Source organism: Streptomyces sp. NPDC088097 (genome assembly GCF_044741845.1).
GTDB lineage: Bacteria > Actinomycetota > Actinomycetes > Streptomycetales > Streptomycetaceae > Streptomyces.
The window spans coordinates 844,550-859,569 of the sequence record NZ_JBIUTJ010000001.1; the positions used below are offsets into that span (position 1 = coordinate 844,550).

At 69.7% G+C, this 15,020-nt stretch carries 17 protein-coding genes; 2 read left to right on the forward strand and 15 right to left on the reverse strand.

Translation table 11 applies throughout. The features are described 5' to 3' along the window. Positions 1-75: 75 nt before the first annotated feature. Positions 76-933 (reverse strand): hypothetical protein, encoded by an 858-nt coding sequence (locus ACIOD1_RS03715; RefSeq protein ID WP_401899938.1) that lies wholly within the window; start codon positions 931-933, stop codon positions 76-78. 5 nt (positions 934-938) lie between these two features. Beyond that, complete coding sequence (locus tag ACIOD1_RS03720; RefSeq protein WP_365621781.1) at positions 939-1,730, reverse strand: hypothetical protein; 792 nt, start codon at positions 1,728-1,730, stop codon at positions 939-941. Positions 1,731-2,003: 273 nt separating this feature from the next. On the opposite strand from ACIOD1_RS03720, the gene coaA reads away from it, so the two are divergent. Both coaA and ACIOD1_RS03730 read left to right on the forward strand, forming a co-directional pair. Continuing rightward, on the forward strand, positions 2,004-3,023 hold the full coding sequence (coaA, locus tag ACIOD1_RS03725; RefSeq protein WP_365621778.1) for a type I pantothenate kinase: 1,020 nt from the start codon (positions 2,004-2,006) through the stop codon (positions 3,021-3,023). 16 nt (positions 3,024-3,039) lie between these two features. Then, on the forward strand, positions 3,040-4,005 hold the full coding sequence (locus ACIOD1_RS03730; protein WP_401899941.1) for a DUF389 domain-containing protein: 966 nt from the start codon (positions 3,040-3,042) through the stop codon (positions 4,003-4,005). On the opposite strand, the gene glmM is transcribed toward ACIOD1_RS03730, so the two are convergent. The 13 genes from glmM to map all read right to left on the reverse strand — a co-directional run bounded on the left by glmM (position 4,002) and on the right by map (position 14,936). Further along, positions 4,002-5,360, reverse strand: coding sequence for a phosphoglucosamine mutase (glmM, locus tag ACIOD1_RS03735; protein WP_365621772.1), 1,359 nt, complete (start codon positions 5,358-5,360; stop codon positions 4,002-4,004). The genes ACIOD1_RS03730 and glmM overlap by 4 nt on opposite strands. Positions 5,361-5,495: 135 nt before the next feature. Continuing rightward, a complete protein-coding gene (rpsI, locus tag ACIOD1_RS03740) occupies positions 5,496-6,020 on the reverse strand; it encodes a 30S ribosomal protein S9 (RefSeq protein ID WP_365621769.1) in 525 nt (174 codons plus the stop codon). A gap of 42 nt (positions 6,021-6,062) precedes the next feature. Continuing rightward, on the reverse strand, positions 6,063-6,506 hold the full coding sequence (rplM, locus tag ACIOD1_RS03745) for a 50S ribosomal protein L13 (protein ID WP_365621766.1): 444 nt from the start codon (positions 6,504-6,506) through the stop codon (positions 6,063-6,065). Between the two features lie 235 nt (positions 6,507-6,741). Then, entirely contained in the window at positions 6,742-8,025 is a 1,284-nt protein-coding gene (locus ACIOD1_RS03750; protein WP_365621763.1) for a glycosyltransferase family 87 protein, read from the reverse strand. A gap of 82 nt (positions 8,026-8,107) precedes the next feature. Continuing rightward, complete coding sequence (locus ACIOD1_RS03755; protein ID WP_365621760.1) at positions 8,108-9,727, reverse strand: ATP-binding cassette domain-containing protein; 1,620 nt, start codon at positions 9,725-9,727, stop codon at positions 8,108-8,110. Between the two features lie 52 nt (positions 9,728-9,779). After that, positions 9,780-10,631, reverse strand: a complete 852-nt coding sequence (gene truA, locus ACIOD1_RS03760; protein WP_401899946.1) for a tRNA pseudouridine(38-40) synthase TruA — start codon at positions 10,629-10,631, stop codon at positions 9,780-9,782. A 110-nt stretch (positions 10,632-10,741) separates the two neighbouring features. Then, complete coding sequence (rplQ, locus tag ACIOD1_RS03765) at positions 10,742-11,218, reverse strand: 50S ribosomal protein L17 (protein WP_365621754.1); 477 nt, start codon at positions 11,216-11,218, stop codon at positions 10,742-10,744. A 90-nt stretch (positions 11,219-11,308) separates the two neighbouring features. Next, on the reverse strand, positions 11,309-12,331 hold the full coding sequence (locus tag ACIOD1_RS03770) for a DNA-directed RNA polymerase subunit alpha (RefSeq protein ID WP_008739666.1): 1,023 nt from the start codon (positions 12,329-12,331) through the stop codon (positions 11,309-11,311). A 134-nt stretch (positions 12,332-12,465) separates the two neighbouring features. Further along, positions 12,466-12,870, reverse strand: coding sequence for a 30S ribosomal protein S11 (gene rpsK / locus ACIOD1_RS03775; protein ID WP_267751561.1), 405 nt, complete (start codon positions 12,868-12,870; stop codon positions 12,466-12,468). 54 nt (positions 12,871-12,924) lie between these two features. Further along, complete coding sequence (gene rpsM / locus ACIOD1_RS03780) at positions 12,925-13,305, reverse strand: 30S ribosomal protein S13 (protein WP_365621749.1); 381 nt, start codon at positions 13,303-13,305, stop codon at positions 12,925-12,927. 199 nt (positions 13,306-13,504) lie between these two features. Next, positions 13,505-13,618 (reverse strand): 50S ribosomal protein L36, encoded by a 114-nt coding sequence (gene rpmJ, locus ACIOD1_RS03785; RefSeq protein ID WP_003956441.1) that lies wholly within the window; start codon positions 13,616-13,618, stop codon positions 13,505-13,507. Positions 13,619-13,691: 73 nt separating this feature from the next. Further along, positions 13,692-13,913 carry a translation initiation factor IF-1 gene (infA, locus tag ACIOD1_RS03790; protein WP_014047798.1) on the reverse strand — a complete coding sequence of 74 codons (222 nt, stop codon included), beginning with the start codon at positions 13,911-13,913 and terminating at the stop codon, positions 13,692-13,694. A 171-nt stretch (positions 13,914-14,084) separates the two neighbouring features. After that, positions 14,085-14,936 carry a type I methionyl aminopeptidase gene (gene map / locus ACIOD1_RS03795; RefSeq protein ID WP_365621746.1) on the reverse strand — a complete coding sequence of 284 codons (852 nt, stop codon included), beginning with the start codon at positions 14,934-14,936 and terminating at the stop codon, positions 14,085-14,087. Positions 14,937-15,020 lie beyond the last annotated feature (84 nt).

Sequence of the window (15,020 nt, forward strand, 5' to 3'; positions counted from 1 at the left end):
CGAGTGCCGGGGCGGGGTGAACGGTCCTTCGAACAACAGTCCTTCGAACGTTTCCTCAGACCGCTGCGGTCGGCCTCAGCCGAGCTTGGCGAGCTGCGCCTCGACCACCGGGGCCGGCAGCTCGACCTGCCCGGACAGTCGGGCGGCGAAGAAGTTGGCCACGGTACCGCCGTGGCGGACCACGACCAGCTCCGTCTCGTAGCCCTCCCCGGCGGACTCGGCCTCCACCGAGTAGGCGAGGACCTCGTCGGCGTCGAACCCCGGGCCCGCCCCGACGGGCGCGGGCAGCGCCGTGACCTTGGTGACCCTGACGGACGGCTCGCCGTTCGCGGTCGCCGCGTAGCCCCCCGCGCAGGCCCCGGCCGCCGCGCGCAGCTCGGCGAGGTGCCCGGCGGCGGTCTTGCCCGCGTACGAGCCGAGGGTCACCACCGTCACCGTCGAGTTCGCGGCGTCCAGCGCGGCCTGCTTCTTCAGGCGCTCCGAGGCGTCGACGGGCAACTCCTCGGAGACGGCCACCACCGAGGCCCTGGCCCAGCCGGTCTTGCCGCTGGGCAGGAAGCCGACGGCGGCGTAGGCCAGCGCTCGGCATTCGGGCCGGTCCACGGTGACCAGCGGGCTGTCACCGCTCTGCCCGTCGACCCGGTGGTTGGGCAGGTCCCCCTCGGTCAGCAGCAGCTCGGCCAGCTCCACGTCGGACTTCCCGCGCGGCGCGGCCGACGCCGAGGCACCGGAGGCGGTGCCCGATCCGGTCCCGGTCCGCGCACCGTCCGCGCGCGCCCCGGCCGAGGCCACGAACTCCTCCGCGTTCCCGTTGGCCGCGACCGTGTCGGCCCCGGCCGTCCTCGCCCCGCACCCGGTGAGCAGCAGCGCGGCGGGCACCAGCAGGGCCAGCGGCAGCGCGACCCGGGTCAGGGCCTTCCCCCCTCTGTCCATCCCCGTCAGCCGAGCTTCTTGAGCTGGGCCTCGACGACCGCCTTCGGCTGGGCGGCCTCGCCGGTGAGGTTCAGGCTGCTGAAGGTGGCCAGGGTGTTGCCCTTGCGGACGGCCACGATCTGCGTCAGGGCCTTGACCCCGTCGCCGAGGTCGGCCACCACCGCGTAGGAGAGGGCCTCGTCGCCCGCCGTGACCGGGGCACCGGCCGTGACCTTCTCGACCTTGGTGTTCTCGCCCTCGGCGGTCACCGTGTAGCCGTTCGCGCAGAACGCGCCGGCGGCCTTGAGGCCGGCGAACGCGTCCTCGGCGCCCTTGCCGTCGTAGGAGTGCAGGCCCACCGAGGTCTTCGTCACCGAGAGGGCGCCCGTGATCGCGTCCAGCTTCTCCTCGGCGCTCGCGTTCGCGTCGGGGGCCTTCGGCTTGTCCGCGACCGAGATCCACGCCGCGCCCGCGGGCCCGGAAGAGGGAGTACGCACCGCGGCGGAGGCCTGCAGCTGCACCAGCGACTCGCAGGCCGGCTTGTCGCTCTTGGGCACGACACCCTTGGCGATCAGCGCGGCGCCCGCGTCCGGCGCGACCTTGAAGCCGGGCAGGTCGGCCTGCGCGACCAGCAGCGGGGTGAGGTCGGCGGCCGGCTTCCCCTTGCCGCCCGCGGCAGCCGGGGCGCTCGCCGGGCCACCGGCGCCGGCTCCCTCGGCGGGCTCTTTCGCGTCCCCCGAGCCGCACGCGGTCACCAGCAGGGTCAGGGAGGCCGCGGAAACGGCCAGGACGGCACGACGGACGAAAGCGGTACGCACGAAAGATCTCCCCCATGGAACGAACACCGCTCGGGCGCGGGTCAGCGCAGCGGCCCTGTCAATCTATGACTCGGTCCGATGCCGGGAGCGGAGTTCCGCGCAACCTCGCGGAATCGTGATCGTCACGAGACTCCACGTGTTTCCGATCGAGACCGGAGCGCGTACAACCCCCACCCGTACCCCACGGGGAGCGTCCCACCCCTCCATCGGGGCATTCCCCCACGTGACCGACCCCACCATCCACAACCGGGCCGGAACGCCGACAATGGCCTTGTGATCACATCGCCGACGCGTTGCACGCCGGACCGCGCGACGGAGCGCACCGGCCCCCGCCGGGTACCCGACGCCTCCCCCTACGTCGACCTCACCCGGGCCGAGTGGAGCGCCCTGCGCGAGCGGACGCCCCTGCCCCTGACCGCGCAGGAGGTCGAGCGGCTGCGCGGCCTGGGCGACGTCATCGACCTCGACGAGGTACGGGACGTCTACCTCCCGCTCTCCCGCCTCCTCAACCTCTACGTCGGCGCCACGAACAACCTCCGCGGCACCCTGAACACCTTCCTCGGCGACGCCGGCAACGGCCACGGCGCCCAAACGGGCACCCCGTTCGTCATAGGCGTCGCCGGTTCGGTGGCCGTCGGCAAGTCCACGGTGGCCCGTCTGCTCCAGGCGCTCCTCGCCCGCTGGCCCGAGCACCCGCGCGTGGAGCTGGTCACCACCGACGGCTTCCTGTACCCGATGAAGGAACTCCAGCGCCGCGGCCTGACCTCCCGCAAGGGCTTCCCGGAGTCCTACGACCGGCGTGCGCTGACCCGTTTCGTCGCCGACATCAAGGCCGGCAAGGACGAGGTCACGGCCCCCGTCTACTCCCACCTGATCTATGACATCGTCCCCGGCGAGCAGCTCGTCGTCCGCCGCCCGGACATCCTGATCGTCGAGGGGCTCAACGTCCTCCAGCCGGCCCTCCCCGGCAAGGACGGCCGCACCCGGGTCGGCCTCGCCGACTACTTCGACTTCAGCGTGTACGTCGACGCGCGCCCCGAGGACATCGAGCGCTGGTACCTCAACCGTTTCCGCAAGCTGCGCGAGACGGCGTTCCAGAACCCGTTCTCCTACTTCCGCAAGTACACCCAGGTCTCCGAGGAGGAGGCGCTGGAGTACGCGCAGACGATGTGGCGGACCATCAACAAGCCCAACCTGCTGGAGAACGTGGCCCCGACGCGCGGGCGCGCCACGCTCGTCGTGCGCAAGGGGCCCGACCACAAGGTGCAGAAGCTGAGCCTGCGCAAGCTGTGAGCCGTAGGGTGCGTGGATGCTGCACCTGAGGATGATCACCCCGCAGGCACTCACGGAGCGGGTCGTGGCGCTGATCGACGCGACGGTCGGCACCACGCACCTGGTCGTGCTCCCCGGCGCGGCCCGCGATCCCGAGGGCGACGTGGTGCTGTGCGACGTGGCCCGCGAGGCCGCCGACGAGCTGCTGGCCGAGCTGCGCGCGCTGGGCCTGCCCGACAGCGGCTCCATCGCCGTGGAGAACATCGACCTGTCGATCTCCCGGCGCGCCGACCGTGCCGAGGACGAGGCCCCGGGCGAGGGCGCCGACGCGGTGATCTGGGAGCAGCTGGCCGAGTCCTCGCACGAGGAGTCCACCCTCACCATCACCTACTGCGCGTTCCTGATCATCGCCACGATGATCGCGGCCTGTGGCGTGGTGTTGGACAACGCCGTCCTGATCGTGGGCGCGATGGCGGTCGGCCCCGAGTTCGGCCCGCTCGCCGGGATCTGCACCGGCCTGGTGCGCGGCGCCCCGAGACTCGCCTGGCGCTCGGTGATCGCCCTGGTCGTCGGCTTCGCCGCGGCGATGGCGGCGACGACCCTGTTCAGCCTGGCCATGAGCGGGATAGGGCTGTTCCACGTGAGCATGCTGGACGCCCCCCGGCCGAACACCAGCTTCGTGTGGAAGCCCGACCCGTTCTCCTTCGTGGTCGCGCTGCTCGCCGGCATGGCCGGGATGCTGTCGCTGACCTCGTCGAAGGCGGGGGCGCTGGTGGGCGTGGCGATCTCGGTGACCACCGTGCCGGCCGCCGCCAACGCGGCCGTGGCCCTGAGCTACGGGGAGTTCGCCCAGATGTGGGGCTCGTCCATCCAGCTCGCGCTGAACCTGGCGGGCATCGTCCTGTCGGGCTCGCTGACCCTGCTGGCCTGGAAACTGCTGTGGCGCACCCAGCGGGGCCGGATGCTCCGACCCCCGGGTGCGCCACGCAGTAACAGCGTCTAGCCGAGCGCCGACTTCACGACGTCGGCCAGCCGGCCGGCGACGGCGCGGGCCTGCTCGATGTCGGCGGCCTCCACCATCACGCGGACGAGGGGTTCCGTACCGGAGGGGCGCAGCAGCACCCGGCCGGTGGCGCCCAGCTCCCGCTCGGCGTCGGCGACGGCCGCGGCCAGCTCGCCCGAGGTGGTGACCCGGGTCCGGTCCACGTCCGGGACGTTGATCAGGATCTGCGGCAGCCGCTCCATGACCCCGGCCAGGTCGGCCAGGGTGCGTCCGGTGGCCGCGACGCGCGCCGCGAGCATCAGGCCGGTCAGGGTGCCGTCGCCGGTGGTGGCGTGGTCGAGGATGATCACGTGGCCGGACTGCTCGCCGCCCAGCGCGTAGCCGTGCTCCTTCATCGACTCCAGCACGTAGCGGTCGCCGACACCGGTCTGGACGACCGCGATGCCCTCGGCCTCCATGGCCAGCTTGAAGCCCAGGTTCGACATGACGGTGCCGACCACGGTGTTCTCGCGCAGGTGGCCCGACTCGCGCATGGCCAGTGCCAGCACCGCGAGGATCTGGTCGCCGTCGACCTCGGCGCCGGTGTGGTCCACGGCCAGGCAGCGGTCGGCGTCGCCGTCGTGCGCGATGCCGAAGTCGGCCTCGTGCTCGATGACGGCGGCCTTGAGCAGGCCCAGGTGGGTGGAGCCGCAGCCGTCGTTGATGTTGAGGCCGTCGGGCTCGGCGCCGATGGTGACGACGTCCGCGCCGGCGCGGGCGAAGGCCTCGGGCGAGACGTAGGCGGCGGCGCCGTGGGCCTCGTCCAGGACGATCTTGAGGCCTTCGATGCGGTTGGGGAGGACCCCGATGAGGTGGGCGACGTACTTGTCGAAGCCCTCGTCGTAGTCGGAGACGCGGCCGACGCCGTCACCGGTGGGCCGGTCCCAGGGGGCGCCGGTGCGGTGCTCCTCGTAGACGGACTCGATCCGGCCCTCCAGGTCGTCGGCGAGCTTGTGGCCGCCGCGCGCGAAGAACTTGATGCCGTTGTCGGGCATCGCGTTGTGGCTCGCGGAGAGCATCACGCCGAGGTCGGCGCCCAGCGCACCGGTGAGATACGCCACCGCGGGGGTGGGCAGCACACCGACGCGCAGGACGTCCACGCCGGCACTCGCGAGGCCCGCGACGACCGCGGCCTCCAGGAACTCGCCCGACGCGCGGGGGTCACGGCCGACGACGGCCGTGGCGCGGTGACCCGCGAAGGTGCCCGCCTCGGCCAGTACGTGCGCCGCCGCCACGGAGAGGCCGAGCGCCAGCTCAGCCGTCAGATCCGCGTTGGCGACGCCCCGTACACCGTCCGTCCCGAAGAGTCGTCCCACTGTTGTCCTCCCGAGTTCACGCATCGCTTGTGACCAGTTGTGACATCTATGTGCCGCTTATGGCGGTAAACGAACCGCCCCGACAGCACAAAGAGTGCTGCCGGGGCGGTTTCGTTGCAGAACAGCAGGCGCAGATTAACGCTTGCTGTACTGCGGAGCCTTACGGGCCTTCTTGAGACCGGCCTTCTTGCGCTCGACCGCACGGTCGTCACGCGAGAGGAAGCCGGCCTTCTTCAGCGCCGGGCGGTTGTTGTCCTCGTCCGCCTCGTTCAGCGCACGGGCGACACCGAGGCGCAGGGCACCGGCCTGGCCGGAGACGCCGCCACCCGAGATGCGGGCGATGACGTCGTAGCGGCCGTCAAGCTCCAGGAGCTTGAAGGGCTCGTTGACTTCCTGCTGGTGCACCTTGTTGGGGAAGTAGTCCTCAAGGGTGCGGGCGTTGATCTTCCACTTGCCGGTGCCCGGAACGATCCGGACGCGGGCGATGGCGTTCTTGCGACGGCCCAGGCCGGCGGCCGGCTGGGGGTCACCGAAGCGACCGGCAAGGGACTCCGAGGTGTAGTCGCCCTCGACTACGTCCGCGGACTCGGTGGTGTATTCCTCGACGTTGCCCTCGAACTCTTCTTCGACGACAGGGGTCTCGGCGGTGGTCTCGGCCACGATGCTCCTCAGAATTTTCTACGGTCTAGGGGGTGGCCGGAACTACTGCGCGACCTGGGTGATCTCGAACGGCACCGGCTGCTGAGCAGCGTGGGGGTGCACATCGCCCGAGTAGACCTTCAGCTTCGAGAGCATCTGACGGCCCAGGGTGTTCTTGGGGAGCATGCCCTTGATGGCCTTCTCGACGGCCTTCTCCGGGTTGTTCGCCAGGAGGTCGTCGTAACGCACGGAGCGGAGACCACCCGGGTAGCCGGAGTGGCGGTACGCCATCTTCTGGGTCGCCTTGTTGCCGGACAGGTGAACCTTGTCGGCGTTGACGACGATGACGAAGTCGCCCATGTCCATGTGGGGGGCGTAAGTCGGCTTGTGCTTGCCCCGCAGGAGGGCAGCAACCTGGGTCGCCAGACGGCCGAGGACAACGTCCTGGGCGTCGATGACGAGCCACTGGCGCGAGATGTCGCCGGGCTTGGGGCTGAACGTACGCACGCGTATGCCTTCGCTTCTTCAGTGGTGGGTCATCCCCGGGGGGTGAGCCCGAAGGGACGGGTCCTGACATGGGTCACCACGGACGATCACGACAGCCCTGGTTCACATCGGGGACGCAACCCGTGTGTACCGCTGGTCATCGGCCCGGTGGACCGGCGTAAGGCAAATTCACGTGAGAATGAGCAAGCCAATACGCATAACGAACCAGCAGGATACCCGTGAAGACCTGGAAGGGTCAAAACGCGGTCCGCGACCCCGCTTCAACGGGGGCCGCGGTGCACTCCGGATCGGTCCTGGGTGGGGACCCCGCAGTTCGTACGGCTTCCAGCCTAACCCGGCCCGAGCGCAGTGCGCGCCATACGCACAATCCCGAGAGCGCGCACAGCGCCGCGAAGTCCCGGAACGCCCGCCTCTTGTGCTCGAACTCGGAGGGCCACGGAACCAGCGCGAACTGAGGCGCCAGACCCGCCCAGAACCAAGGGGAGCGCGGCATCGACCCCTCCCGCACCCCCGAGGCGAGCAGCAGTGGAAGCACCACGAGGAGGTAGTGGTCGAAGGAGGGCCGCGACACCAGGAATGCGGCGAGCATCACCATGCAGGCCGTCTCCGCCAGCCGCAGCGCGCCCCCGTCGGTCTCCCCCTCCGTACGCCGCCACCGTGCCCACGCCCCCCACAGCCCGGCGGCCGCCCCCGCGCCCGCCAGCAGCACGGCCACCGACTCCGGCACCCCCAGACGCGGCAGCACCGCGATCGGGGAGGCGTCCCACGGCAGCGCGTAGGCGTCCTGGCCCTGGAAGAGGAACGGCAGGGTCTTGGTGAAGAACAGCGTCGGGCTCGGCATCAGCAGCGCCCCCGCCAGCGACACGAGCACCGGCACCAGCACCGCCACGGACAGCCCGCGCCACTGCCGGGCCAGGACGAAGAGAAGCCCGATCGGCACCAGCATCGGCTTGCAGGCGATGGCCAGGCCCACCACGAGCCCCGCCGCCGCCCAGGACCGCCGGTGCGCGAGCAACAGCGCCACCGGCAGGGCGGCGGCCGAGATGGCCGTCCAGTTCCCGATCAGCACGAGGTTCACGTACGGCTTGTAGGCCAGTGCGAGCAGCCCGAGGCCGCCCACCGCGAAACGGGAGCACACCGGCACGGCGAACAGCCGCAGGGCCGCCCACCAGCCCAGCCCCACCAGCCCCGTCATGCCCACCGGCAGCAGCCAGCGCAGCACCACCTGCGGCAGCAACGCCTCCGGCACCGCCATGAGCACGGCGCTCGGCAGGTACAGGAACCGCTTGTCCTCGTACGGGGAGGCCCCGGACAGCAGCGCCTGCGCCGCCTTGACCACGAAGGCGTTGTCGGAGCCCCAGTTCGACCGCAGGCTGGTCGAGACCGAGACGGTCAGCAGGATCAGCAGGGAGACCACCCGCCAGGAGCGGGGCGCCGGCCGGAGCAGCCAGCCGACCACCCGGTCCGCCGTGGACGGATGGTTCCACTTCAGGACCCAGATGCTAGGCCGCAGCCCCACAACGCCTCCCCCCTCGACCGCCGGGGGTGGTCGCCCCCGGCGCTTGCGTCCGACTCGGTACGTCGAGACGTGCCGCGGGGTCTCAGCGCTCGCGCTCGACCCGCCGCTCGTCCCACACGGGTTCCTGAGTCTCCCGCACAACACCGTCCGAACCGAAGACCAGGTAGCGGTCAAATGTCCGCGCGAACCACCGGTCATGCGTGACGCACAGCACAGTTCCGTCGTAGGACTCCAACCCGTCCTGGAGGGCCTCGGCCGACTCCAGGTCCAGGTTGTCGGTCGGCTCGTCCAGGAGCAGCGCCGTCGTACCGGCCAGTTCCAGCAGCAGGATCTGGAAACGTGCCTGCTGACCACCCGAGAGCTTCTCGAAGGGCTGGTCCGCCTGTCGCTCCAGCTCGTAGCGGCGCAGGGCCCCCATCGCGGCGCCGAGCGGCTTGGCCGCCTCCGTCCACAGGATGTCGACGAGGGTGCGCGCGAACAGCTCCGGGTGGGCGTGCGTCTGCGCGAAGTGGCCCGGCAGCACCCGCGCGCCGAGCTTCCAGGTGCCGGTGTGCTTGACCTCGTCGCCGGCCAGCAGCCTCAGGAAGTGCGACTTGCCGGATCCGTTGGAGCCGAGCACCGCGACCCGCTCCCCGTAGAAGACCTCCAGGGAGAAGGGCTTCATCAGGCCCGTCAGCTCCAGGTTCTCCACGGTCAGCGCGCGCACCCCCGTACGCCCGCCCTTGAGCCGCATCCGGATGTCCTGCTCGCGCGGCGGCTCCGGCGGCGGGCCGGCCTCCTCGAACTTCTGGAAGCGCGTCTGCATCGCCCGGTAGCGCGAGGCCATGTCGGGGCTGGAGGCGGCCTGGTTGCGCAGCCGCAGCACCAGCGCCCGCAGGCGGGCATGCTCCTCGTCCCAGCGGCGCTTGAGCTCCTCGAAGCGCGCGAAGCGCTCCTTGCGGGCCTCGTGGTAGGTCGCGAAGCCGGCCCCGTGCACCCACACGTCGCTGCCGGTCGGGCTCGCCTCCAGGCTGATGATCTTCTCGGCGGCTCGGGTGAGCAGTTCCCGGTCGTGCGAGACGAACAGCACCGTCTTGCGCGTGGCCTTGAGCTGCTCCTCCAGCCACCGCTTGCCCGGGACGTCCAGGTAGTTGTCCGGCTCGTCGAGGAGCAGCACCTCGTCCGGCCCGCGCAGCAGCGCCTCCAGCACCAGCCGCTTCTGCTCACCACCGGACAGCGTGCGCACCTCGCGGTACTGGGCGCTGTCGTACGGGATCGACAGGGCGGCCGTGGTGCAGACGTCCCAGAGGGTCTCCGCCTCGTAGCCCTGCACGTCGGCCCAGTCGCTGAGCGCCTGCGCGTACGCCATCTGCGCGGCCTCGTCGTCCACGGTCAGGATCAGGTGCTCGGCCCGGTCCACGGCCTTCGCGGCCTCGCGGATCCGCGGCTGCGCCACCGAGACCAGCAGGTCCCGTACGGTCGTCTCGTCCCGGACGGAGCCCACGAACTGCGACATCACCCCGAGCCCGCCACTGATGGCGACGCCGCCCCCGTGCGGCTGGAGCTCACCGGAGATCAGCTTGAGCAGGGTGGTCTTGCCGGCGCCGTTCGCCCCCACCAGGGCCACCACCGACCCCTCCCCCACGCGGAAGGAGACGTCGGGGAGCAGGACCCGCCCGTCGGGAAGGTAGTACTCCAGGTGGTTGGCTTCGAGATGTCCCATGCCGCGCATTCTCCCGGTCGGGCCGCGATCCACCCAAACGGTTTGCCCGCGGTCAGCAGCAGCCGGCGCCCGGGAGGGTCCGCAGGTTGCGCGCTTCCTTGCTGCGGGCGGCCAGCAGCTCGTCGGCGGGGTAGCCGACCTCCTCCAGGGTGAGCCCGTGCGGCTTCACCACGTGCACCGAGGAGTCCCGTACGGCCGCGCCCAGCACCTCGCCCGGCCAGTCGGTGGGGCGGTGCCCGTCGCCGACGTGCAGCAGTGCGCCGACCAGCGAGCGGACCATGTTGTGGCAGAAGGCGTCGGCCCGCACGGTCGCGGTGACGATCCCGTCCTCGCCGCGCACCCAGGCGAGCTGCTGGAGCGTACGGATCGTCGTGGCGCCCTCGCGCTTCTTGCAGTACGCGGCGAAGTCGTGCTCGCCGACCAGCGCGGCGGACGCCTCGTTCATGGCGTCCACGTCCAGGGGCCACTGGTGCCACAGCACGTGCCCGCGGCGCAGCGGGTCCACGCCGGCCTGGTGGTCGCCCACGCGGTAGGCGTAGCGGCGCCAGATGGCGGAGAAACGGGCGTTGAAGCCCTGGGGGGCCTCGGCGGCCTTCCAGACGCGTACGTCGTGCGGCAGTCGCCCGGCGAGCCGGCGCAGCAGCTTGTCCTGGTGTTCGGCCCACACCTCCTCGGCCAGGTCGAACTGCGCGACCTGCCCGCGCGCGTGCACCCCGGCGTCGGTGCGACCGGCCACCGTCAGATCGACCGGCTCGCCCAGCCGCATCACCGTGCGCAGGGCGCTCTCCAGCTCCCCCTGCACGGTCCGCAGCGTGCGCTGCTTGGCCCAGCCGGAGAAGTCCTTGCCGTCGTAGGACAGGTCCAGCCTTACCCGGACGTGCCCGGGCTCCACCTCGTCACTCACGTGACAGATCCTCTCAGAAGCGCGAGTACCGCGAAAAACAGAACGGGCCCGCCCCCGGAAGGGGCGGGCCCGTTCAGAGCCGATCAAGCAAGCTCGATCCCGAAGCGGGATCAGGCCTCCTTGGTCTCCTCGGCGGCCTCGGTCTCGGTGGCGTCGGCCTTGGCCTCCGCCTCCTTGACCGCGCGCTTGGTGGCGGCTTCGGCCTCACCGGTGGCCTGCTGGGCGACCGTAAGGGCCTCGACCAGCTCGATCACGGCCATCGGGGCGTTGTCGCCACGACGGTTGCCGATCTTGGTGATGCGCGTGTAACCACCGGGGCGGTTCTCGTAGCGCGGGGCGATCTCGGTGAAGAGCGTGTGCACGATGCTCTTGTCCGTGATCGTCTGCAGCACCAGGCGACGGTTGTGGATGTCGCCCTTCTTGGCCTTGGTCACCAGACGCTCGGCGTAGGGACGCAGGCGACGGGCCTTGGCCTCGGTGGTGGTGATGCGGCCGTGCTCGAAGAGCGCCTTCGCGAGGTTCGCGAGGAGGTGCTTCTCGTGCGCGGCGCTGCCGCCCAGACGGGCACCCTTTGCGGGACGCGGCATGGTCTTACTCCTTCATATCTGCACCGGCCGTGTCAGGTACCGGTGACAGTTCCCCCGGGGCGGATGCCCCGGGAAAGTTCTCTGTGGTGCTTAGTACTGCTCGGTCTCGACGAAACCGGCGTCCGCGTCGTCGTCGGCGCCGAAGGCGTCGGCGGCGGCGGTCGGGTCGAATCCGGGCGGGCTGTCCTTGAGGGCCAGGCCCATGCCGGCCAGCTTCGCCTTGACCTCGTCGATCGACTTCGCACCGAAGTTGCGGATGTCGAGCAGGTCCGCCTCGGAGCGGGCGACGAGCTCACCCACGGAGTGGATGCCCTCGCGCTTGAGGCAGTTGTACGAGCGGACCGTGAGCTCCAGCTCCTCGATCGGCAGCGCCAGATCGGCGGCCAGGGCCGCGTCCGTCGGCGAGGGGCCCATGTCGATGCCCTCGGCGTCGATGTTGAGCTCGCGCGCCAGACCGAACAGCTCGACCAGGGTCTTGCCGGCGGACGCCATGGCGTCGCGCGGGCGCATGGCCTGCTTGGTCTCGACGTCGACGATCAGCTTGTCGAAGTCGGTGCGCTGCTCGACTCGGGTCGCCTCGACCTTGTAGGTGACCTTGAGGACCGGGCTGTAGATGGAGTCGATCGGGATGCGACCGATCTCCTGGCCCAGCTGCTTGTTCTGGACGGCGGAGACGTAGCCGCGACCGCGCTCGACGGTCAGCTCCATCTCCAGCTTGCCCTTGCCGTTGAGCGTGGCGAGGACCAGGTCCGGGTTGTGCACCTCGACACCGGCCGGGGGCGCGATGTCGGCAGCGGTGACCAGGCCGGGACCCTGCTTGCGCAGGTACATCACGACCGGCTCGTCGTGCTCCGAGGAGACGACCAGCTGCTTGATGTTGAGGATGATGTCGGTGACGTCTTCCTTGACACCCGGCACGGTGGTGAACTCGTGCAGGACGCCGTCCACGCGGATGCTGGTGACAGCGGCACCCGGGATCGAGGACAGGAGCGTACGGCGCAGGGAGTTGCCGAGGGTGTAGCCGAAGCCCGGCTCCAGCGGCTCGATCACGAACCGCGAGCGGTACTCGTCGACGACCTCTTCGGTCAGCGAAGGACGCTGAGCGATAAGCATGTGTGTTCCTTCAGTCGTGGACGCCCACTATTTGACGTCCGACGGGCACTACATACAGCAAGGGTACGGGCGGCACGTCCCCCGCGAAGGGTGCGTGCCGCCCGAACACTCAAAGACGCACAGGCGTCGCTGCGTCAGACGCGGCGGCGCTTCGGCGGACGGCAGCCGTTGTGCGGGGTGGGGGTGACGTCCTGGATCGAGCCGACCTCGAGGCCAGTGGCCTGGAGGGAGCGGATCGCGGTCTCACGGCCGGAGCCGGGACCCTTGACGAAGACGTCGACCTTGCGCATGCCGTGCTCCTGCGCGCGGCGGGCGGCCGACTCGGCGGCCATCTGCGCGGCGAAGGGGGTGGACTTGCGCGAGCCCTTGAAGCCGACGTGGCCGGCGGAGGCCCAGGAGATCACGTTGCCCGCGGGGTCCGTGATCGAAACGATGGTGTTGTTGAACGTGCTCTTGATGTGGGCGTGCCCATGAGCGATGTTCTTCTTTTCCTTGCGGCGCACCTTCTTGGCAGCGCCCTGACGACCCTTGGGGGGCATCTAAATCTCCTACGGGAGGTGGTCGGTCCTACAGCGCAAGACCGCTGAACAGGACTACTTCTTGCCCGGCTTCTTCTTACCGGCGATCGCGCGACGCGGACCCTTGCGGGTACGAGCGTTCGTGCTGGTGCGCTGACCGTGCACCGGGAGGCCGCGACGGTGGCGGATACCCTGGTAGCACTGGATCTCGACCTTGCGGCGAATGTCGGCCTGGATCTCGCGGCGGAGGTCACCCTCGGTGCGGAGGTTGGCGTCCACGTACTCGCGGATCTTGACCAGGTCTTCTTCGGCCAGGTCACGAACGCGGGTGTTCGGGTCCACACCGGTGGCCGCAAGGATTTCCTTGGACCGGGTGCGACCGACACCGAAGACGTAGGTGAGTGCGATCTCCACGCGCTTTTCGCGCGGGATGTCAACACCGGAAACGCGTGCCATTCAATGGCTCCTGTGTGTTCGGGGGTCTTCAGCAGAACCGTCCCCGACCGCCGACCACGCCTGATGGGTGGTGGTACGTCCGGGTCCCCGGCCCCCGCCGGAGGTGCCGCCGACCCTCTTCAGGGCTGGGCGGGTTCTGCGTATGTACGTTTTCTTACGTCGCGCGAAGAACTGCGGAAGGCAGGTCGGTCGGCGTGCGTCAGCCCTGGCGCTGCTTGTGGCGCAGGTTGTCGCAGATGACCATGACCCGACCGTGACGGCGGATCACCTTGCACTTGTCGCAGATCTTCTTGACGCTCGGCTTGACCTTCATGTGGGTGAGGTTCTCCGGGTCAGTGCCACCACCCGCGCCGGACGTGATGTCCGGTCGGGAGTGAGGACAAGATCTACTTGTATCGGTAGACGATCCGGCCACGCGTCAGGTCGTACGGGGAGAGCTCCACGACGACCCGGTCATCAGGGAGGATGCGGATGTAGTGCATGCGCATCTTGCCGCTGATGTGCGCGAGGACTTTGTGACCGTTCTGGAGCTCCACCCTGAACATCGCGTTCGGGAGGGACTCGATCACGGTGCCCTCGATTTCGATGGCACCTTGCTTCTTGGCCACGCTTCGCCTTTCGAATCGGCTACCTTGATCGGCCCGTGTACTCGCGATGTTTGCAGGTGTTGCTTGCAGACATGGAAGTGCACGAGAGCCGACGAGTCAGTCTACGTCAGGGCACCCAGAAAGACGAATCCGGAAAGTGTGCCCCAGAGTCTAGATCATTAACCGAGAGGGCTACCCGAGGGGATCGGGCGCGGTGGTCACGCCGTACTCCGCGAGCTTCGCCTTGCCGCAGTCGGGACTGGTCAAGACGATGGGACCGGCCTCGGTCAGCGCGATGGAGTGCTCCCAGTGCGAGGACCAGGTGCCGTCCGTGGTGATGACCGTCCAGTCGTCCGCCAGGACCTCCGTCTGGGCGGTGCCCAGGGACACCATCGGCTCGATCGCCAGGCACAGACCCGGGACGAGCTTGATCCCCTTGCCCCGCCGGCGCGAGACGTAGTTCAGGAGGTGCGGGTCCATGTGCATCTCGGAGCCGATGCCGTGGCCGCCGTAGTCCTCGATGATCCCGAACTTGCCGAGGCTGTGCTCACCCGTCGTCGGACGGGGCTGGCGCTTGATGTACGTCTCGATCGCCTTGGAGATGTCCACCAGGCGGTTGCCGAGCTTCATGGCCGCGATACCGGCCCACATCGACTCCTCGGTCACCCGGGACAGCTCCACCAGCTCCGGAGCGTGACCGGTGCCGACAAAGGCCGTGTAGGCCGCGTCACCGTGCCAGCCGTCGATGATCGCACCGGCGTCGATGGAGATGATGTCCCCGTCCTTGAGGACGGTCTTGTCGTCCGGGATGCCGTGGACGACGACCTCGTTGACCGAGGTGCAGATGGTCGCGGGGAAGCCGCCGTAGCCGAGGAAGTTCGACTTGGCGCCGGCGTCCGCGATCACCTTGCGGGCCACCATGTCCAGATCCCGTGTCGTGGCGCCCGGAACGGCCGCCTCACGGGTCGCCGCGTGGATCGCCGCGACGACCAGCCCCGCCTCGCGCATCTTCGCGATCTGCTCGGGGGTCTTGATCTGGACCATGGGAACGTGCCTTCCAGCTTCGGAACGGTTCTTCTCGAACAAGTCTTGTCAACAGTACGGCCGCGATGCCCTGGGGACACCGCG